Raw genomic sequence first — 18,459 nt, 5'->3', positions numbered from 1 at the left:
AGAACTCTATTCGTGTTGCGCCTGAATGGCGGTGATAGCCACGGTGTTGACGATATCCTCCACGCTGCAGCCGCGGGAGAGATCGTTGACCGGCTTGTTGAGGCCCTGAAGCACCGGGCCTATGGCCACGGCCTGGGCGGCCCTCTGGACGGCCTTGTAGGTGTTGTTTCCGGTGTTCAAATCCGGGAAAATAAAGACGGTGGCCTTCCCAGCGACTTGAGAGCCAGGCATTTTGAGTGCCGCCACTTCCGGATCGATGGCCGCGTCGTACTGGAGCGGACCCTCGAGCATGAGTTCCGGCGCCATTTCGTGCGCGATCTTTGTTGCTTCGCGCACCTTGTCCACTTCCGCGCCTCCGCCCGACGTACCGGTTGAATACGAAAGCATGGCAATGCGGGGTTCAACGTGGAAGGCGGTGGCCGTGTGTGCGGACTGGATGGCTATTTCCGCCAGCTGCTGGGCGTTGGGGTTCGGGTTCACGGCGCAGTCGCCGAACACCAGCACCCTGTCGGCCAGGCACATGAGGAACACGGAGCTCACGATGGACATTCCGGGCTTGGTCTTGATGATCTGGAGCGCCGGGCGGATGGTCTCCTGGGTTGTGGTGATGGAACCTGAGACCATGCCGTTGGCATGGCCCATCTGTACCATCATGGTGCCGAAGTAGGTGGGGGAGAGCATCTGGTCGCGGGCCATCTCCTCGGTGACGCCCTTGGCCTTGCGCATCTCGTAGTAGGTCTTCCAGTATTCCTCGAAGTGGGGGGAGGCGGCCGGGTCGATGAGCTGGGCAGCCGAAAGATCCAGGCCCAGCTGGGAGATGAGCGGCTGCACGTCTTTTTCCTTGCCCAGGATGGTCAGGTCCGCCACGCCGCGGCGCAGCAGAATGTCCGCGGCCTTTAAGATGCGTCCGGACGTGCCCTCGGGCAGCACGATGTGCTGCTTCTGGTGCTTGGCTTTGTCGATGAGGCTGTACTCGAACATCTTGGGGGTGATCTTGGAGGAGCGTTTGGCCTCAAGACGGGCTCTGAAGTCGTCCCCCTTGACGTACTTCTCAAAGGTGCCCAGGGCCGTGGCGATCTTTTTCTGATCGTCTGATTCGATGCGCCCATAGAGGTCCATGAGGATGCGGGCGACCTTGTAGGTGTGCCCTTCGGCCAGGAGAACGGGAAGAGGAACGCCGGTCCATCCCTCGATGAGCTTCTTGATGTTTATGTGGGGGTCGAGCCCGCCGGTAAGCACGATGCCGGCCACGTCCTGGTAGGCAGTGGAAAGACGCGAGGCGTAGCAGCCGAGCACCACATCGGCCCTGTCGCCCGGAGTTATGACCAGTGCGCCTTTCTTGATGTAGTCCAGGAAGTTGCCCACCTGCATGGCGGCCACGATGTAGTCGTCAATGGGGGTGTCCAGCTGATCCTGGCCATAGAGGACCTGGGCTCCAAGCCACTTGGTCACATCGCCCACGGTGGGCTTTCCCAGGGTTGGCTCCTCCGGGATGGCGTAGGTCAGGCAGTCCTGCCCGCCGATGTATTTGCAGGTCAGGCCGTCGAGTATCTTTTGCTCGAAACCGGGGTCCACGCGGTTCACTATAGTGGCGAAAATATCCAGATTTTTTTCCGCGAAAGTGTCGATGGCGATCTGGGTGGCGGCCACGAGTTTGTCCGCTGGTTTGTCGTGGCCGTTGGCCACCAGAATGACCGGGCAGCCAAGGTTGGACGCGATCTCGGCGTTTATGTCGAACTCGAAGGCCGAGTCGCCACCCACGAAGTCCGTGCCTTCGCAGAGCACGAAATCGTAATGTGATTCCAGATCTTTGAATTTGATGAGGATATTTTCAAGCATCACGGTGTGCTTGCCCTGGTTGATCATGTCCCGGGCCTGGTCCAGCGTGTAGGCGTACGTGTCCTCGTAGCGCATGTTCAGGTAGAACTGGGAGAGGATCAGGTTGATGTCGTGGTCCTTCTTGCCTTCGGCTGAACCGGAGATGATGGGACGGAAAAAGGCCACGCGCTGGAAGTCCTTGAGCAACTGCTGCATCACGCCCAGGCAGATGGCGGATTTGCCGCTGCGGGCCTCGGTGGCGATGATGTAGAGGTTTTTAGCCATGCGAGTCTCCTCGGTCGGGTATGAGGTGGAAGGTGCCGGCGGGAAGGGAAGGATGCCGCCGGATAAGCATGGGAGCCAGCACGCCGGCCGCGAATCGGCCGGAGGAAACAGTGGAGCGGTCCAGGCGCGGAAAAGCGTCCCGGACTTGCGGGGAGACAGATGGGGAAGGATGACCGGAGGGCCAGGGGCCTCCCAGTCGAGCGGGGTTGGTCATGTTCGTCCGCACACGTATTCGCTTCTGCCAGGGCTTAAGACCCTGTACAGACAGAGTATCCTTAATAACAAGGAACGTGCCAGATGGTCCATGTTGTCAATGTCCTGTTATTTCAATATGTTGAACAGGGTATTGTTTGGGAGCATAGCCCGGTTTTCCAGACAAAACCAGCTGTGAGACCAAACAATACCAAAAAACATGGTATTGGGAGGATGTAAAGAATCAGGCAGGACTCGCGGTACGTCAACGTGCTTGCAAATTATCAGCCCAGTCGGTCCGTGGTCAAGGAAGCAAGGCGGCAACTTGTCCGGAAAATCGGACGAGTCTGAATTGCGGGACGCTTGGAGAGGGTGAGATATGAGAGAATTGGCGCGTGTCAAGAGAGGAGGCGCATGGCCTCCTGGTCCGTTAGAGGTCTTCCCAGGCGCTCTGATTCCGTTCTTACTGAGCGCACCAGAGCTTCAAGGTCGCGAGTTGACGCTTCAATTTTCAGCTCGGCGAGTTTTGCTGCCACTGCTGCGCGGCCGCTTTTCTTACCCAGGGCGGTTGAGCGCGAAAGCCCGAGCAGGGCGGGGTCGTAGGGTTCGAACAGGGCAGGATCCCGGGCAAGGCCATGCACGTGGAGTCCTGTTTCGCATGCGAACTGGCCTGCCCCGGCCACAGGCTTCCTAGGGGGGATCTCTATCCCTGCGGCCTGAGCAACCGCACGGCAGAGGCCGGGCAGTTCCTCCACCCGATAGGGAGCGGCCAACCGCAAATGCAGGTATGCGACCAGCTCCTCCAGCGCGGCCAGGCCGGCCCGCTCACCCAGCCCGAGGACAGAGGCGTCCGCATAGTCGGCGCCGGCCAGAAGCCCAGCCAAAGCGTTGGCCGTACCCAGGCCGAAATCGTTGTGGCAGTGCACGCCGATGGCCACTCCCCCAAGAGCCTTCAACTCACGGACCACTTCGCCCACTTCAAAGGGATGCCACAAGCCCACGGTGTCGGAAAGCCGAACCCTGGCCGCGCCTGAGTCCCTGGCCGCTTTGGTGGCGCGGGTCAAAAATTCCGGGTCCGCGCGGGAGGCATCTTCCAGGCCTACGGAAATACGAGCTTTCCCAGCTGCGCGGGCCAGCTCCACATGGCGTTCAAGGTGCTCTATGAGACCTTCAGGGGTAAGCCCCAGGCGTTTCTCCATATGAGCGGCGGAAACAGGCAGCCCAAGGTGCAGCCAGTCGGTGTTCAGGGCCGCGCCAGTTCGGATTGTGTCCTCCCGGCAGGCCGCCCAGACGGATGTTTCCGGTCCATTGTCTATTGCTTGGGCCATGGCGGAGAGTTCGGACACGGACTCATCCCTGCCGGCGATGCCAAGTTCAACCTCGTCCACACCGAGCCTGGCCAAACGGCTCAGGATGTCTTTCTTGGCCTGGGTGGAGAGATACACTCCGAAGCACTGTTCGCCTTCGCGCAACGTGGAGTCGATGATCTTCATGGCTTTACCGCCATGGGCGGGATCATGCCGCTTAGAGAGAGCGGCTTGGCGAAATCATGAGAGGAGAGACGGGGGGACAGGGAGTTCATTCGGGGATAATACCTCTGTCCCCCCGGTAACAAAATTACAGAATTTGGAAAAGCATCCTGGTGGCCATAATGAGCAAAAAGGCCGCGAACACCTTCTTAAGCTTGGCCACAGGCAGCTTGTGGGCGATCTTGGCCCCGGTGGGGGCTGTGAGCATGCTGCACACCACCAACCCGAGCATGGCTGGAAGGTAGATAAAGCCCAGGGAATACTCTGGCATCCCTGCCTTGCCCAATCCCCCGAGGATGAAACCTATTGTACCGGCCACCGCGATGGGGAAACCAATGGCCGCTCCAGTGCCAACCGCCTGGTGCATGGGAATGTTGCACCAGGTCATGAAGGGCACTGTCAGTGTGCCGCCGCCGATTCCAACCAGGGCAGAGATGACGCCTATGAACCCGCCCACGCCAGTCATGGGGCCCCATCCGGGGATTTCGCGACTGGGTTTGGGCTTGAGGTTCAAGAACATCTGTACGGAGACATAATAGAGGAAGCAGACGAAAAAACCCTTGAGAAAGCCCGACGACAGCCATGCCGCGAGCTTGGAGCCGGCAAGGGTCCCCAGGACAATGCCGGGAGTGATGAGCTTGACCACGTGCCACCGCACCGCTCCGTGCTTGTGGTGGGCGCGCATGCTGGAAATGCTGGTGAACATGATGGAGGCCAGCGATGTGCCGAGCGCCATCTGCATCATGTACTCGGCAGGTAGTCCCTGCATGGCGAACAGGATGGACAGAACTGGCACGATGACGATTCCTCCGCCCACTCCCAAAAGCCCCGCCAGCACTCCGGCAACTGCGCCGGCTAAGGCATACAGAAGAAGATACATGACCATCATGAGGGGATACTCCTTGTCGTTCTCATCGTGAGACGAGTGAGATTCGGCCCGGGCGTGCGGTACTGACCGTGGGAGGGCGTTCGGGGCGGTCTGTACCGCGCTGAACCGGCATGCCTGTTGTCCGGGACTGCCAAAGGCCGCGCCTTATAATCTTTCCAAACTGTTGTCGACAGGCGGAGGGTTACATCCGCACCTTCATGAACCTTACAAAAATGACAACAAAAATGTAAGTTTCATCTGTCTCATTATTTTCATCCAGTAATTTAGTGGGTCATAAGGGATTCTGTCATCTGCGCCAATCCTAGGAAATTATCAAATTTGGCAAAAAATAACAGTTTTGGCATGCCCTTTGCCTGAGTGCCTCCGTATCAGGCGAACCCCATCCCCCTTCGGAGGAATATTATGAGAAAGATCGCTATCTACGGCAAAGGCGGCATCGGCAAATCCACCACGACCCAAAACACCGTGGCTGGTCTGGCCACTCTGGGCAAGAAGGTCATGGTCGTCGGGTGCGACCCCAAGGCCGACTCCACCCGTTTGCTTCTCGGAGGACTGCAGCAGAAGACCGTTCTGGACACCCTGCGCGAGGAAGGCGAGGACGTCGAACTCGAAGACATCCTGAAGCCCGGTTTCAAGGGCACCATGTGCACCGAGTCCGGCGGCCCCGAGCCCGGCGTGGGTTGCGCAGGACGCGGCATCATCACGTCCATCAACCTGCTCGAACAGCTGGGTGCCTACACTGACGACAAGAAGCTCGACTACGTGTTCTACGACGTTCTGGGCGACGTTGTCTGCGGCGGCTTCGCCATGCCTATCCGCGAGGGCAAGGCCCAGGAGATCTACATCGTGGTCTCAGGCGAGATGATGGCCATGTACGCGGCCAACAACATCTGCAAGGGCATTGTGAAATTCGCGGAAGGCGGCGGCGTGCGCCTTGGCGGGCTTATCTGCAACTCCCGCAAGGTGGATCGCGAGGAGGACCTGATCAATGCCCTGGCTGAACGTCTCGGCACCCAGATGATCCACTTCGTGCCTCGCGAAAACCAGGTGCAGCGCGCCGAACTCAACCGCAAGACGGTTATCGACTTCTCCCCTGAACACCCCCAGGCCAACGAGTACCTGAACCTGGCCTCGAAGATTCAGGACAACCAGAAGTTCGTCATTCCGACCCCGCTGCCCATCGACGAGCTGGAATCCCTGCTCGTGAAGTACGGCATCGCCAACTAGGCGGACGGCAAACAAAAAAGGCAGGAGATAAGAAAATGTCCCTCATTATGATCCGTTCCATCGTCCGCCCCGAGAAGGCCGACGACGTCATGGCCGCTCTCATGGAATCTGGCTTCCCGGCCGCCACCAAACTGGCCGTGGCTGGTCGCGGCAAACAGCGCGGCATTAAAATCGGCGAAGTGACCTATGACGAAATTCCCAAGATCCAGATCATGACCGTGGTGTCCGAGAAGGACAAGGATTTCGTGGTCAAGACCATCGTGGACGCCGCCCGCACAGGCGGCAAGGGAAACTTCGGCGACGGCAAGATCTTCGTTTCCCCGGTGGAAGAAATGTACACCATCAGCTCCGGCGTAAAGGAAACCGATCTGTCGTCCGTTGGGGAGGCCAGGCCATGAAGGAAGTAATCGCCGTAGTTCGCATGAACAAGATGAACCAGACCAAGAAGGCTTTGACTGACGCCGGTGTAGCCGCCTTCTTCGCCCACGAGGCTTGGGGCCGTGGCAAGGGTCTGGTGAACATGGCCGTGGCGGCAGGAGCCGCCCAGGGCTACCAGGAGGCCGCCGAGGTCCTGGGAAACAAGGGCAAGCTTTTCGCCAAGCGCATGATCACTGTGGTGGTTCCAGACGAAGAGGTCGATACAGTCGTGAAAACCATCATGGAAGCCAACCAGACCGGCAATGCCGGCGACGGCAAGATCTTCGTGCTGCCCATGTCCGACTCCGTGCGGGTGCGCACCGGCGAATCCGGCTCCTGCGCCATCGTTTAACCGGCTTTTAGCGAATTCAAAGAGGGAAGCATCATGGACGCCCCAATAGTAGACCACCTGGCAGTCCCGGATATCGATCCGGAAGAGGCCAAGAAGGAGCTTTTGGCCAAGTACCCCCCGAAGGTCGGCCGCAAGCGCTCCCAGCAGATATTCATTAAGGAAACCGAGGGCCCGGAGGAACGGGAAATCCTGGCCAACGTTCGCACGGTTCCCGGCATCATCACCCAGCGCGGCTGCACCTACGCGGGCTGCAAGGGCGTTATCCTGGGTCCCACCCGCGACATCGTGAACATTACTCACGGTCCCATCGGCTGCGGCTTCTACTCCTGGCTGACCAGGCGCAACCAGACCGACGCCTCAGCGCCCGGCGCAGAGAACTTCATTCCCTATGCCTTTTCCACGGACATGCAGGATCAGGACATTATCTTCGGTGGGGAAAAGAAGCTCAAGCAGGCCATCCAGGAAGCCTACGACCTGTTCAAGCCCAAGGCCATCGCCATCTTCTCCACCTGTCCGGTGGGGCTCATCGGCGACGACGTGCATGCCGTGGCCAGGGAGATGAAGGCTTTGCTCGGCATCAACATCTTTGGCTTCTCTTGTGAAGGCTACAAGGGCGTGTCCCAGTCCGCTGGCCACCACATAGCCAACAACAAGATCTTCACCGAAGTTGTGGGCACTTCCGAGACGCCTGAGCGCACCGGCAAGTTCACCATCAACATGCTGGGTGAATACAACATCGGCGGCGATGCCTTCGAGATCGACCGCATCCTGGAGAAGTGCGGCATCACCGTGAACGCCACCTTCTCGGGCAACTCCACCTATAACGACTTCGCTTCGGCTCAGATGGCCGACCTAAGCTGCGTCATGTGCCACCGGTCCATCAACTACGTGGCCGACATGCTTGAGACCAAATACGGCATCCCCTGGATCAAGGTGAACTTCATCGGTGCGCACGCCACAGCCAAGTCCCTTCGGCGCATTGCCCAGCACTTCGGCGACGAGGCGCTCATCAAGCGCGTGGAAGAGGTCATCGCTGAGGAAATGCCCATAGTGGAGGCCGCTCTGGCGGAAATCAAACCCCGCACCACCGGCAAGACAGCCATGCTGTTCGTGGGGGGCTCCCGGGCCCACCACTACCAGGAGCTCTTCCACGAGCTTGGCATGACCACTCTGGCCGCTGGCTACGAGTTCGGCCACCGCGACGACTACGAAGGCCGCCAGGTCATACCCTCCATCAAGGTGGACGCCGACTCGCGCAACATCGAGGAGCTCCATGTGGAGGCCGACCCAGAAAAGTATTCCCCGCGTTTGACCGAGGCTGAAATCAAGGCCCGCGAGGATGCAGGCTTGAAGTTCAAGGAATACGACGGGCTGATCACCGACATGCCCAAAAAGACCATGATCATCGACGACTTGAACCAGTTCGAGTCCGAGAAGCTCATCGAGATGTACAAGCCCGACATCTTCTGCGCCGGCATCAAGGAAAAGTATTCCGTGCAGAAGATGGGTGTGCCGCTCAAGCAGCTGCATTCCTACGATTATGGCGGCCCCTACGCCGGGTTTGTGGGCGCGGTAAACTATTACAAGGATATCGACAGGATGGTGAACTCCAAGGTCTGGTCGAAGGTGAAGGCCCCCTGGCACGCCGACGGACCCGAACTCACCGCCTGCTTCGTGGCTGGCTAGGAGGATACGCACATGGCACTCTTACGGCACACACCCGCTGAAATAACAGTCGACAGGACGGCCCTGTCCATCAACCCGGCCAAGACCTGTCAGCCCGTGGGCGCGATGTACGCGGCGCTAGGCATTCACGGCTGCCTGCCGCACTCCCACGGTTCCCAGGGCTGCTGCGCCTACCATCGCTCCGCTCTGACCAGGCACACCAAGGAGCCCATCAGCGCGGCCACCAGCTCCTTTACCGAAGGATCCTCCGTGTTCGGCGGCCAGGCCAACCTGCTCACCGCGATCCAGAACATCTTCTCGGTTTACGAGCCTGAGATCATTGCGGTGCACACCACCTGTCTCTCCGAGACCATCGGCGACGACATGACCCAGATCGTGGAGAAGGCCCGCGCCGAGGGCAAGGTCCCCGAGGGCAAGCACGTGATCTACTGTAACACCCCGTCTTACGTCGGGTCGCACGTCACGGGCTACTCCAACATGGTAAGCGGCATGGTGAAGAACCTGGCCAAGTCCACGGGAGCCAAAAACGGCAAGGTGAACATCATCCCCGGATTCTGCGAGCCTGCGGACATGGCGGAAATCAAGCGCCTGGCCCTGGCCATGGATGTGGACGCCAACATGTTCCCGGATACCTCCGGGGTGCTCAATGCCCCGTTGACCGGAAAGTACGAGATGTACCCCGCTGGCGGAGCCAAGGTCGCGGACATCACGTCCTCGGGCGACGCGGTGGGCACCATCGGCCTTGGCCAGTGGGCCACGGCCCAGGCCGCCAAGTATCTGGACTCGGAGCACAAGGTTCCCTGCCAGATCATGGGCTTGCCCTTTGGCCTGGAAGCAACGGACGCCTACATCTACGCCCTGTCCAAGATGGCCGGAAAGGCCGTGCCCGCCTCCATCGACTTCGAACGCGGGCAGGTGGTGGACGTCATCAGCGACTACAACCAGTACCTCTACGGCAAGCGCGTGGCCCTTGCCGGCGACCCTGATCAGCTGATCGGCTTGACCAAGCTCTTGATCGAGCTGGACATGATCCCGGCCTATGTTGTCACGGGTACGCCCGGCAACAAGTTCGAGCCCGCCATCCGGGAGATCATCAAGGGAACCCCGGCCGAGAACGTCACCAAGGTGAAGTGCCCGGGCGACATGTTCCTCATGCACCAGTGGATCAAGCAGGAGCCCGTGGATCTGCTCATTGGCAACACGTACCTGAAGTACGTGGCCCGCGACGAGGACATCCCCTTGATCCGCCACGGGTTCCCAATTGTTGACCGCATGGGCCACACCTACTTCCCCACGGTGGGATACAAGGGCGCGCTCAGGATGATCGAGAAGATACTCGACGCATTGCTGACCCGCCGTGACCGGGATTCGACCGAAACCAAGTTTGAGTTGGTATATTAGGAAGCCGGGGGCTGCGCGCCCCCGGACCCCGCGCCAGGGAGAGAAGCCTCTCCCTGGACCCGGCATTATTGCAGACTGTAGGCGGAAATAATTGAGGGGGTCTGGGGGGAATCATTCCCCCCAGCCGGGGTTTAAGGCAGTGCCCCATCTCACTAATCCGAAGGGAGTTCGAGACATGGTCAACAAACCCAAGCATCATATACTGGTCTGCAACAGCTTCCGAGCCAAGGGCGAGCCCAAGGGCGTCTGCTTCAAACAGGGCGGAAGCCTCCTGCAGTACATGGAAACAGAAATATTGGACCGCGGCCTGGACATCCTGATCACCGGTTCAGGATGCCTCAAGCAGTGCGAGGACGGCCCGGTGATGGTGGTTTATCCCGAAGCCTGGTGGTACGGGCACGTGGATTCCGAGGAGAAGGTGGACGAGATCCTCGACGCGCTGGAAAACGGCGAGGCTTGCGAGGATCTTTTGATATAGGTTGTCTCCTGCCAGAGACGCGACTTGAGGGCGGCCGCCCGGGTGCATTCCCGGGCGGCCGTTCTGGGTTATTTGAAGATGCGCTTGCGGTAGACGTAGAGATGGCGGGAAAGCAGGGCCGCGAAGGCGCCACCGGCCCACATGTGGACTCGTTCGCTCCTGAAAGCCAGAGAGGTGAGAGCCACGCCTAAACTTAAGGCCATGCCTTGCTTCACGGTCTTCATGGTTGGCCAGGTGAGTTTCGGGGAACAGGAGGGGGCGGATTTGAAGTGAGCCTCGACAGCCTTGAGCACGGCCGCATCCCGTTTCACTCCGGGCTTCCAGGTTACCAGGAGCCCGCCGCTTCGCGGATTGTAGTGAATCTGGGCCCCGGGCGCGGCCTTCTCCAGGGACGCTTGCAGGGAATCGATCTCTTCCATGGGCATGCCTGCGCCCAGATGCGCCCGAATTCTACCAGGAAGAACGCTTCGCAACATATCAGGCCTCCTTGAACACTGGAACCATTCCTGATCGTCCTGGCCGCAGGGGCCGCAGGGCGTTCACAGCAGCGGCGATGGTGGCCCCGTTGTGCATGAGAGCAGAGAGCTGTGGAGTCAAGCGCCCGAACAGACCGCCGGCCAGGAGCAGGGTGTTCACGCCCACGATAAGCCAATAGTTGTTTTTCACACGCTTGAAAGCCGCCTGGGCCAAGGCTCTGGCCCGGGCCAGGGCCAGCAGGTCGCCCGTGGTGAGCACCACGTCGGCCACCTCGCGGGTGACGTCCGCACCCTGGTGCATGGAGATGCCAACCGATGCCCGGGCAAGGGCCGGGGCGTCGTTTAACCCATCGCCGACCATGGCCACAGTTCTGCCTTCGGCGATAAGCTTCTCAATAACTTGATGCTTTTCATCGGGCAGCACCTGGGACACCCACTCGGTTATGCCGAGCTCCTTCGCGGTCCTGGCGGCCATGCCGTCCAGATCGCCGGTGAGCATGATGATGCGCTTGATTCCGGAGTCCCGAAGCGCCTGGATGGCTTCGGCCGCCTCGGGGCGAAGCGGGTCATCCAAGCTGATGAGACCGGCCAATTCGTCTCCGATGGCCAGATACAGCAGTGAATGCCCTTGCTCGGCAAGATTCCTGGCGGTTTCGCCAGCCTCGCCCAACGGTATTTTTTCATCATCGTGGATGAAATGCCTGCTGCCCAGCATGATGCGCTTGCCCTTGAGCCAGCTGGCCACGCCATGAGCGGCCACATACTCCACTCGTGCGTGCTCCTCCTGGTGGGTAATGCCTTCGGCCGCGGCTTGGCGCACAACGGCCCGGGCAACAGGGTGGGGGAAGTGTTCCTCAAGGCAGGCCGCAAGGCGGAGCACGTCCTCCCGGGAATGGCCCGAGTAGCCGATGACGCTGTGAACCTTCGGTTCGGCCATGGTCAAGGTGCCGGTCTTGTCAAAGACGAACACGTCGGCTTTGGCCAGGTTTTCCAAAGGAAGACCGCCTTTGACCACAACGCCTTCCGTGGCCATCTGGCGCATTGCGGCCAGCACGGCTAGCGGTGTGGCAAGCTTGATGGCGCAGGAGTAGTCCACCAGAAGGACAGAGGCGGCCCGGCGCGGATCGCGAGTGGCAGCGTAGACCGCTCCGGAAAGCCCGAGAGAAAAGGGAACCAGGTTTCCGGCCAACTTTTCGGCCTGGCTTTGAACGCCAGCCTTGCTGCGTTCCGCCTGTTCCACCAGGGCCAGCATCCGGCGCCAACGGGTGGAGTCGGCTGAGCCTGTGGCCTTGACCACTACCTCGCCCTCTTCCACCACGGTTCCCGCGAAGACAGCGGTACCAGGACGCTTGGGAACTCCGCGAACCTCCCCGGTCATGGAACTCTGATTCACCAGGGCTTCGCCTTCCTCCACCACGCCATCCACAGGCGCCACCGCTCCCTGGCGGATGACCACCAAGTCCCCGGGCTTCACGGTGCGGGCGTCCACCTGTTGCTCGTCGCTGCCCTTGCGCACCCAGGCCCAGACGGTCTGCGAGGCGAGGGTGGCGGCCAGGCTTTCCTCCGAACGCTTGCGCGTCCAGTTCTCCAGGAATTCCCCGGCGGAAAGAAGAAGGGTGATGGTTCCCAGCGACCTGAAGTCTCGGCGCAGAAAGCATATGGCCAGGGCTGTCGCATCCAGCACGTCTACCGAGAGTTTTCCTGAAAGAAGCGACACAACACCCCGCCAAAGCCTGGGCAATGCGCCCTTAAGCGCAAAGGCCAGTTGGAAACCCCTGGGAAGCATGGGGCGCATGATCACCGGAGCGAGCAGGCCAAAAAGGCTCGGCGCGGTCTCCGGATCATGTTGCGTTGCCGAGGCATGCCTGCCCCTTTCAGGAGGGATCTCCCGGACCTCGGTCCCTGTTACGCAAGAAAGCACGGCTGCATGCACGGCCGTGTCCGGATCGAATACAACCAGAAGCGAGCCGGAGCGGGGATTGGTGGAAACAGAGTAAACCCCTTCGATTCCGCGAATTCTATCCGCGGCTTTGAAAAGAGCGTCATGGCTGGGCCGTTTGTAGCGGAACCTGATCCTGCCGGGCAGTGAGTGCGCGACGTTCGGACTGCCTGATTCGAACGTCGCAGCTTCAAAGGGCCTCTGCCGTTTCGGCGACAGGTTCTTACCGCGACCCCTCAGTGGGCGGAGTTTGCCGGGACTGACATGAGCCAAAGGAGTCACGACTATTTTTTCTCCCCGGCAGGCTCGGGTGCAGCTCCTTCCTTGGATTTACGGGCATGCTCGGCTTCGGCCATGATGTCCTCGATGTTTTCCTTGGCCTGATCCACCACCCCCAGGAGCTTGTCCTTCAGGTTGAGCCCTCCGGCCATCACATCAGCCAGAAGGGGTTTGAAGCTGGGGGAACCCTTGGTCAGGGCGTAGACGGCCAATGCGCCCAGAGCGGCGCCGCCGACGAAAAGCAATGCGCCTTTTGAATTGGAATTCATTCAATACCTCCTATTCGGGGTTATCATTATTTTGCTACGAAAGCGTCACTTTGAAGTCAATAAAAAGAACGAGCGCCTCTTCTTGCGTTCTCCAGTCAGCCACGAGGTCACTCCATTGTTTCCAGGCAATGCAAAAGATGCTGCTGAATTTTTTCCTCGCCCATTCTCTCGGCAAGTTCGAAAACGGCTAGGTGTTGCCAGTAAACCTCGCGTGGGATTCCCCTGCTGCGGCACAGAGTGGCCCTGAGCTTCTCCCAGTAGGTTCGCAGAAGGTTCTGCCCGTAGGCCCCGATCAGACACCCTGGCATGATGAGAAAGCAGTCCGTTCCGGGGTCCCCTACGGCGTCGTACCCTGACCAGGCTGCCGAAATGCAGGCTTCCATGGCCCCGTCTGGGCGGCGAAGGCACCCCAGAGCGGTGTCCCGGTGTTCTTCTGGTATGATCCTCGGGTCGACTCCCCTGGACGAAAGGAACAGGCCGACCAGGGGGGGGCGGATGGTGGCAATGCGCCTGTCCCCTGGAATCTCCCTGGTGAGGCAATCGCGAAACATTTGGTAGTATCTGTTCACGGTATTGCGGTTCAAATCAGCGGATTTTGCGGCCACGCCAGCCGTAACTCCAGAGGTGAAGCATGCAGCCAGCTCAAGAAGGCGGCCTTCGTCGAGCTTGGCGTTGGACGCGTAGCGGTTCTTGCGGGTAACCGGGGAGGATGAAAAAGACGCAGGAAGAAACATGACACGACCCCTTGTAGATTTTGATACTCATTATCAAGTGCCTCGTCAGGAGTAAACATGATGATTCACCGCGGGGCACTAGATGAGAAGAGGTTGGAATATTCCCTGAATGAAGACGCCTGCCACGGCTTTGGTTCTGGACTGGAACTGCCCGGCGGGATATGACGTCGCAAGCAGTCAAGACCCTTCAGGAGCCGCCCGCATGGATCATCCGGTCCCCCTTTTCGACAAGGAGCAGCAGGTCATCGAGAATGCCCGGCTGATTTTGACTGGCCATGTCGATGGCGCACTCTCCAAACCATATCTCGAACTTCTGGACGAATACCAGGCCCTGCTGGAGAGATCCCGCCGCGTCGCGGAACTGGCCCTTTCCGTTCAGCTGGATTTGGAAGCCGCTGTGGCTCAGGTGGCCCAGCTCTCCCAGGTGGATGGACTCACCGGGGCCATGAACAGACGCGCCTTTGAAAAGCTTTTGTCACGCGACTGGGCCCAAGCCCAGCGGGAGAAGGCGACACTTTCCATGCTGGTGGTGGATATCGACAACTTCCGGGCCTACAACGACATCTACGGTTCGCTCGCCGGCGACGACTGTCTCAAGTCCGTGGCCCATGCCCTGATGCGCTGTCTCTTCCGGGAGGTGGATGTGGTGGCCCGCATGGAAGGCAATACCTTTGTGGTTCTTCTGCCCGCCACTGAGCCAGACGGCGCACGAGTGGTCGCAGAGCGCATCGTGAAAGAGGTTGCAGCGCTGGAGATTCCGCACCTGGAATCCCCCCATGGAGGGTTGGTGACTGTCAGCGTGGGGGTTGCCACCGTGATACCCGCACCAAAAGACGCTCCCATGCTTTTGGTCCGCCAGGCCCAGGCCGCTCTCGGGGAAGCCAAGGACTCTGGGCGCAACGCGGTTTTTCAGAACTCCGGGGGAGATACCCCGCGGATTTCCTAGGGCGTCTCGTATCTCGTTTTCTCTTCCATTTTTCGGGCAGGCTTCGCGCAGTTCTCGGCAAGTACGCTTTTAGTGGCTTCAATGTTGCATTTGCAGATTATATTGATACTGAGTTTCAAAATCGATTGAGACAGGATCGCCTTGGCTCCCAAAGTTGTTGCGAAAGCTTCACCTGTTCGCCGCAAAAAACTGAGATACGAGACTTTCAAGACGTCGGGGGGCTTAGTATCCGCCCCGGCTGGTAGTAAAAATTCGCAGGAGAGAAGTATGTATTCGTCCGAGCGTCTGTATACGGTGTTTGCTCTTGCCGTAAGTCTTCTTATTCAAGGAGGCTTCTACCTCTACTGTCTGGAAACCCTCGCCAGCTGACACGCTGCGTCCCCTCCCTCTTATAATGGCCTGGAACCGCACTAGACGGTTCCGGGCCATATCTTTGTTTAGCTTCCCGAGCCGGACTCTCCTTGATTCCTTTAAGCAGGACCATTTCGTCGCATTCACACGTCACTGACGCCTCGAAATGGTTGGATTCCCCAGAAATAAGCAGCCTGGAAAATGCAGCATGGTCAAACCTTACATTTTTGTCTCAAGGCTTTGCGTTTTTGTGCCCTTAAGAAGTGCACACAGACAGCCACATGTTTGTTTAGTTATTTAAATACAGTTGGTTAGCTTGTGGCACGGGAATTGATTCTAGGGTTCATGTGGCGGACCTGAGACCGCCTCAAGATGGCTTGTGCCGGTAACCCGCAGAAGAGAGGCGCACCGTGTCCGACATAATCTTCGAGGAACGCAAAGACCAGATCCATGTTACCGGAGAAGGCCCTTTCAAGCTGGCCTGCAACCGGGACTCGCTGGCCGGGGCCGTCAGTCAGAGGGCTTGCGTGTTCTGCGGCTCGCGGGTGGTGCTCTACCCCATCGCGGACGCACTGCATCTGGTGCACGGTCCAATCGGCTGCGCCGCCTACACCTGGGACATTCGGGGGGCGCTGTCTTCCGGGCCTGAACTCCACCGTCTCTCCTTTTCCACCGACCTTCAGGAAAAGGACGTGATCTTTGGTGGTGAGAAGAAGCTTGAGGCTGCTCTCACCGAGCTTATCGACCGGCATGAGCCCAAGGCCGCCTTCGTCTATTCCACCTGCATCGTGGGAATCATCGGCGATGATCTGGCGGCGGTGTGCAAGAAGGTCTCGGCGCAAAAGGGCATCCCGGTGATTCCGGTCCAGTCCGAGGGCTTCAAAGGCAACAAGCGCGAGGGCTACCTGGCCGCGTGCAAGGCCATGTTCACTCTCATGGGCACTGGTGACACTTCTGATATTCCGCCAATTTCGCTCAACATCCTGGGAGATTTCAACCTGGCTGGCGAAATCTGGATCATCCGTGAGTATTTCGAGCGCATGGGCATCAGGGTGGTGGCCAATATCACGGGCGACGGCCGGGTGGGCGACATAGCCAAAGCCCACGGCGCGGCGCTCAACGTGGTGCAGTGTTCCGGTTCTACCATGGATCTGGCCAAGATGATGCGCGAGACATACGGCACGCCCTCCGTGAAGGTGTCCTACTTCGGCATCGAAGACATGGCCGAGGCCCTTTACACCGTGGCCAGATTTTTCAAGGGGCTCGACCCGGACATGCTCGCCAGGACCCAGGCCCTGGTGAAGGAAGAGCTGGCCGTGCTGTACCCAAAGCTGGCCCGCTTCCGCCAAGACCTGGAGGGCAAGAAGGCCGCCATTTACGTGGGCGGAGCCTTCAAGGCCTTCTCGCTCATCAAGGCCTTTCGCCACCTGGGCATGTCAGTGGTCATCGCGGGATCGCAGACCGGCACTCCCGAGGACTATGAGGAGCTGGCCTCCATCTGCGACCCGGGCACCATCATAGTGGACGATGCCAACCCCCTCGAGCTCTCGGCCTTCCTCAAGGAAAAGGATGTGGACATCTTTGTGGGCGGCGTGAAGGAGCGCCCCATCGCCTACAAGCTTGGCGTGGGATTCTGCGACCACAACCACGAGCGTAAGGAAGCCCTGGAAGGGTTCGTCGGCATGTACAACTTCGCCCTGGAGGTCCACCGCACGGTGATGAGCCCCGTTTGGCGCTTTGTTCCCCGCCGCGCGGGAAAGACCCTGGCCGCGGGTATTTCCGACCTGCCCAAGGAGTGCAGCATATGAGCGCCACAGCAGTAAAGCCCAAGACAGAATCCTTCGTGTCCACCACCAATGCCTGCAAGCTGTGCAAGCCATTGGGTGCGACCCTGGTGTTCAAGGGAATAGAGGGAGGCGTGCCCTATCTGCACGGCTCCCAGGGCTGCGCAACCTACATGCGCCGCTACATCATCAGCCATTTTCGCGAGCCCATGGACATCGCCTCCAGCTCATTAGGCGAGAAGCAGGCCATATACGGCGGCGGCCCCAACCTGAAAAAGGGCTTGCTCACGGTAATGGACAAATACGAAGCGGGCATGATCGGCGTGGCCACCACCTGCCTCACCGAAACCATCGGCGACGACGTGCCAGGCATTTTGAAGGAGTTCCGCAAGGAATTCTCCGATCTGGACATGGCCCCGGTGGTGAACGTGGCCACCCCGAGCTTTTCGGGTACACACATGGAGGGCTTCACCGCCGCAGTCCGGGCCGTGGTGGACCAGTTGGCCACAGGCCATGCCGCAACGAAGGCCGTGAACTGCTTTCCAGGGTTCGTGTCCTGCGAGGACATCCGGCATTTGAAGGATGTGTTCGATGGCTTCGGGCTTTCGGCAACCATCCTGCCGGACTATTCCGAAACCCTGGATGGCCCGGCAGTGGATGAATACGAGAAGATCACCTCCGGTGGCACTCCCGTGGCCGACATAAAGGCCATGGGGGGAGCGCCGGCCTCCTTCGAGTTCGGCGCCACCCTTTCCGACCCCGGTGAAGCGGCCACAGCCGGGGGACTTCTGCAGTCGCGCTTCGGCGTGGCGCTCCACCGTCTGGGCTTGCCCATTGGGCTTCGCCAATCAGATGAATTCTTCAAGTCATTGGAGGCGGTCTCCTGCATGCCCACCCCGCGCCGCCATGCATTGGAGCGGGGAAGACTTCTGGACGCATTCGTGGACGGGCACAAGTACGTGTCCCAGAAGCGCTGCGTCATCTACGGCGAGGAGGACCTCATCGTGGGCCTGACGAGCTTCATGGCCGAAATCGGTGTGGTCCCGGTGCTGGTGGCCGGCGGTGGAAAATCCGGCAGGCTTGAAAAGGCAGTGCACGCCGCGTGCGAGGGGCTCGTTCCCGAGATGCCCGAAGTGGCCGACGGTGTTGACTTCTACGACATCGCGGACCGGGCCCGCGAGCTGGCCCCGGATTTCTTCCTGGGCCACTCCAAAGGCTACCGTCTTGCCCGGGAACTTTCCATTCCGCTCATCCGGGTGGGCTTTCCCATCCATGACCGTTTCGGCGGCCAGCGTGTCCGCCACCTCTGCTACCTGGGCGCCCAGGAGCTTTTGGACCGGGTGGTGAACGCAATGATCGAAAAGAAACAGACCGACTCCGACATCGGATACGGCTACATCTAAGGAG

General features: G+C 59.7%; 16 protein-coding genes. 9 read left to right on the top strand and 7 right to left on the bottom strand.

Features of this window, described 5'->3' with window-relative positions; genetic code table 11:
- Positions 1–6: 6 nt before the first annotated feature.
- From pta to HY795_16720, 3 genes are all read right to left on the bottom strand, one after another.
- The gene (gene pta / locus HY795_16730) at positions 7–2,103 is read right to left on the bottom strand and encodes a phosphate acetyltransferase (protein ID MBI4806863.1); all 2,097 of its coding nucleotides are present in this window, start codon (positions 2,101–2,103) and stop codon (positions 7–9) included.
- A 590-nt stretch (positions 2,104–2,693) separates the two neighbouring features.
- On the bottom strand, positions 2,694–3,788 hold the full coding sequence (locus tag HY795_16725) for a pyruvate carboxyltransferase (GenBank protein ID MBI4806862.1): 1,095 nt from the start codon (positions 3,786–3,788) through the stop codon (positions 2,694–2,696).
- A 124-nt stretch (positions 3,789–3,912) separates the two neighbouring features.
- On the bottom strand, positions 3,913–4,710 hold the full coding sequence (locus tag HY795_16720) for a sulfite exporter TauE/SafE family protein (GenBank protein ID MBI4806861.1): 798 nt from the start codon (positions 4,708–4,710) through the stop codon (positions 3,913–3,915).
- A 405-nt stretch (positions 4,711–5,115) separates the two neighbouring features.
- Here HY795_16720 and nifH point away from each other — a divergent pair, with 405 nt between their 5' ends.
- The 6 genes from nifH (at position 5,116) to HY795_16690 (ending at position 10,274) form a co-directional block, all read left to right on the top strand.
- Positions 5,116–5,940: a nitrogenase iron protein gene (nifH, locus tag HY795_16715; GenBank protein ID MBI4806860.1), complete on the top strand. Its 825-nt coding sequence runs from the start codon at positions 5,116–5,118 to the stop codon at positions 5,938–5,940.
- A gap of 35 nt (positions 5,941–5,975) precedes the next feature.
- On the top strand, positions 5,976–6,338 hold the full coding sequence (locus HY795_16710) for a P-II family nitrogen regulator (protein ID MBI4806859.1): 363 nt from the start codon (positions 5,976–5,978) through the stop codon (positions 6,336–6,338).
- Entirely contained in the window at positions 6,335–6,709 is a 375-nt protein-coding gene (locus tag HY795_16705) for a P-II family nitrogen regulator (protein MBI4806858.1), read from the top strand. The genes HY795_16710 and HY795_16705 overlap by 4 nt, the downstream gene beginning before the upstream one ends.
- A gap of 33 nt (positions 6,710–6,742) precedes the next feature.
- Entirely contained in the window at positions 6,743–8,395 is a 1,653-nt protein-coding gene (nifD, locus tag HY795_16700) for a nitrogenase molybdenum-iron protein alpha chain (protein ID MBI4806857.1), read from the top strand.
- A gap of 12 nt (positions 8,396–8,407) precedes the next feature.
- Positions 8,408–9,796 (top strand): nitrogenase molybdenum-iron protein subunit beta, encoded by a 1,389-nt coding sequence (gene nifK / locus HY795_16695; protein ID MBI4806856.1) that lies wholly within the window; start codon positions 8,408–8,410, stop codon positions 9,794–9,796.
- A 175-nt stretch (positions 9,797–9,971) separates the two neighbouring features.
- Positions 9,972–10,274 (top strand): (2Fe-2S) ferredoxin domain-containing protein, encoded by a 303-nt coding sequence (locus tag HY795_16690; protein MBI4806855.1) that lies wholly within the window; start codon positions 9,972–9,974, stop codon positions 10,272–10,274.
- A gap of 68 nt (positions 10,275–10,342) precedes the next feature.
- On the opposite strand, the gene HY795_16685 is transcribed toward HY795_16690, so the two are convergent.
- The 4 genes from HY795_16685 to HY795_16670 all read right to left on the bottom strand — a co-directional run bounded on the left by HY795_16685 (position 10,343) and on the right by HY795_16670 (position 13,971).
- Complete coding sequence (locus HY795_16685) at positions 10,343–10,750, bottom strand: hypothetical protein (GenBank protein MBI4806854.1); 408 nt, start codon at positions 10,748–10,750, stop codon at positions 10,343–10,345.
- A gap of 1 nt (position 10,751) precedes the next feature.
- A complete protein-coding gene (locus HY795_16680; protein MBI4806853.1) occupies positions 10,752–12,908 on the bottom strand; it encodes a heavy metal translocating P-type ATPase in 2,157 nt (718 codons plus the stop codon).
- Between the two features lie 65 nt (positions 12,909–12,973).
- Positions 12,974–13,237 carry a hypothetical protein gene (locus HY795_16675; GenBank protein MBI4806852.1) on the bottom strand — a complete coding sequence of 88 codons (264 nt, stop codon included), beginning with the start codon at positions 13,235–13,237 and terminating at the stop codon, positions 12,974–12,976.
- Positions 13,238–13,344: 107 nt separating this feature from the next.
- Positions 13,345–13,971, bottom strand: coding sequence for a hypothetical protein (locus HY795_16670; GenBank protein MBI4806851.1), 627 nt, complete (start codon positions 13,969–13,971; stop codon positions 13,345–13,347).
- A gap of 202 nt (positions 13,972–14,173) precedes the next feature.
- Here HY795_16670 and HY795_16665 point away from each other — a divergent pair, with 202 nt between their 5' ends.
- The 3 genes from HY795_16665 to HY795_16655 all read left to right on the top strand — a co-directional run bounded on the left by HY795_16665 (position 14,174) and on the right by HY795_16655 (position 18,455).
- Positions 14,174–14,917, top strand: a complete 744-nt coding sequence (locus tag HY795_16665) for a diguanylate cyclase (GenBank protein MBI4806850.1) — start codon at positions 14,174–14,176, stop codon at positions 14,915–14,917.
- Between the two features lie 761 nt (positions 14,918–15,678).
- On the top strand, positions 15,679–17,076 hold the full coding sequence (gene nifE / locus HY795_16660) for a nitrogenase iron-molybdenum cofactor biosynthesis protein NifE (protein MBI4806849.1): 1,398 nt from the start codon (positions 15,679–15,681) through the stop codon (positions 17,074–17,076).
- Positions 17,073–18,455 carry a nitrogenase gene (locus tag HY795_16655; GenBank protein ID MBI4806848.1) on the top strand — a complete coding sequence of 461 codons (1,383 nt, stop codon included), beginning with the start codon at positions 17,073–17,075 and terminating at the stop codon, positions 18,453–18,455. The genes nifE and HY795_16655 overlap by 4 nt, the downstream gene beginning before the upstream one ends.
- The last annotated feature ends 4 nt before the right edge of the window (positions 18,456–18,459 follow it).

Origin of the sequence: Desulfovibrio sp., from assembly GCA_016208105.1 — a bacterium.
Taxonomy (GTDB): Bacteria; Desulfobacterota; Desulfovibrionia; order Desulfovibrionales; family Desulfovibrionaceae; genus Fundidesulfovibrio.
The sequence above is the reverse complement of the archived record's forward strand: the minus strand, read 5'-3'. Positions and strand labels throughout refer to the sequence as shown.

Coding starts and splice junctions, on each gene's coding strand:
- nifK (MBI4806856.1), top strand. CDS start 8,408: ATGGCACTCTTACGGCACACACCCGCTGAAATAACAGTCGACAGGACG.
- HY795_16675 (MBI4806852.1), bottom strand. CDS start 13,237: ATGAATTCCAATTCAAAAGGCGCATTGCTTTTCGTCGGCGGCGCCGCT.
- HY795_16655 (MBI4806848.1), top strand. CDS start 17,073: ATGAGCGCCACAGCAGTAAAGCCCAAGACAGAATCCTTCGTGTCCACC.
- HY795_16690 (MBI4806855.1), top strand. CDS start 9,972: ATGGTCAACAAACCCAAGCATCATATACTGGTCTGCAACAGCTTCCGA.
- HY795_16685 (MBI4806854.1), bottom strand. CDS start 10,750: ATGTTGCGAAGCGTTCTTCCTGGTAGAATTCGGGCGCATCTGGGCGCA.
- nifH (MBI4806860.1), top strand. CDS start 5,116: ATGAGAAAGATCGCTATCTACGGCAAAGGCGGCATCGGCAAATCCACC.
- HY795_16725 (MBI4806862.1), bottom strand. CDS start 3,788: ATGAAGATCATCGACTCCACGTTGCGCGAAGGCGAACAGTGCTTCGGA.
- nifD (MBI4806857.1), top strand. CDS start 6,743: ATGGACGCCCCAATAGTAGACCACCTGGCAGTCCCGGATATCGATCCG.
- HY795_16710 (MBI4806859.1), top strand. CDS start 5,976: ATGTCCCTCATTATGATCCGTTCCATCGTCCGCCCCGAGAAGGCCGAC.
- HY795_16720 (MBI4806861.1), bottom strand. CDS start 4,710: ATGGTCATGTATCTTCTTCTGTATGCCTTAGCCGGCGCAGTTGCCGGA.
- HY795_16705 (MBI4806858.1), top strand. CDS start 6,335: ATGAAGGAAGTAATCGCCGTAGTTCGCATGAACAAGATGAACCAGACC.
- pta (MBI4806863.1), bottom strand. CDS start 2,103: ATGGCTAAAAACCTCTACATCATCGCCACCGAGGCCCGCAGCGGCAAA.
- HY795_16670 (MBI4806851.1), bottom strand. CDS start 13,971: ATGTTTCTTCCTGCGTCTTTTTCATCCTCCCCGGTTACCCGCAAGAAC.
- HY795_16665 (MBI4806850.1), top strand. CDS start 14,174: ATGGATCATCCGGTCCCCCTTTTCGACAAGGAGCAGCAGGTCATCGAG.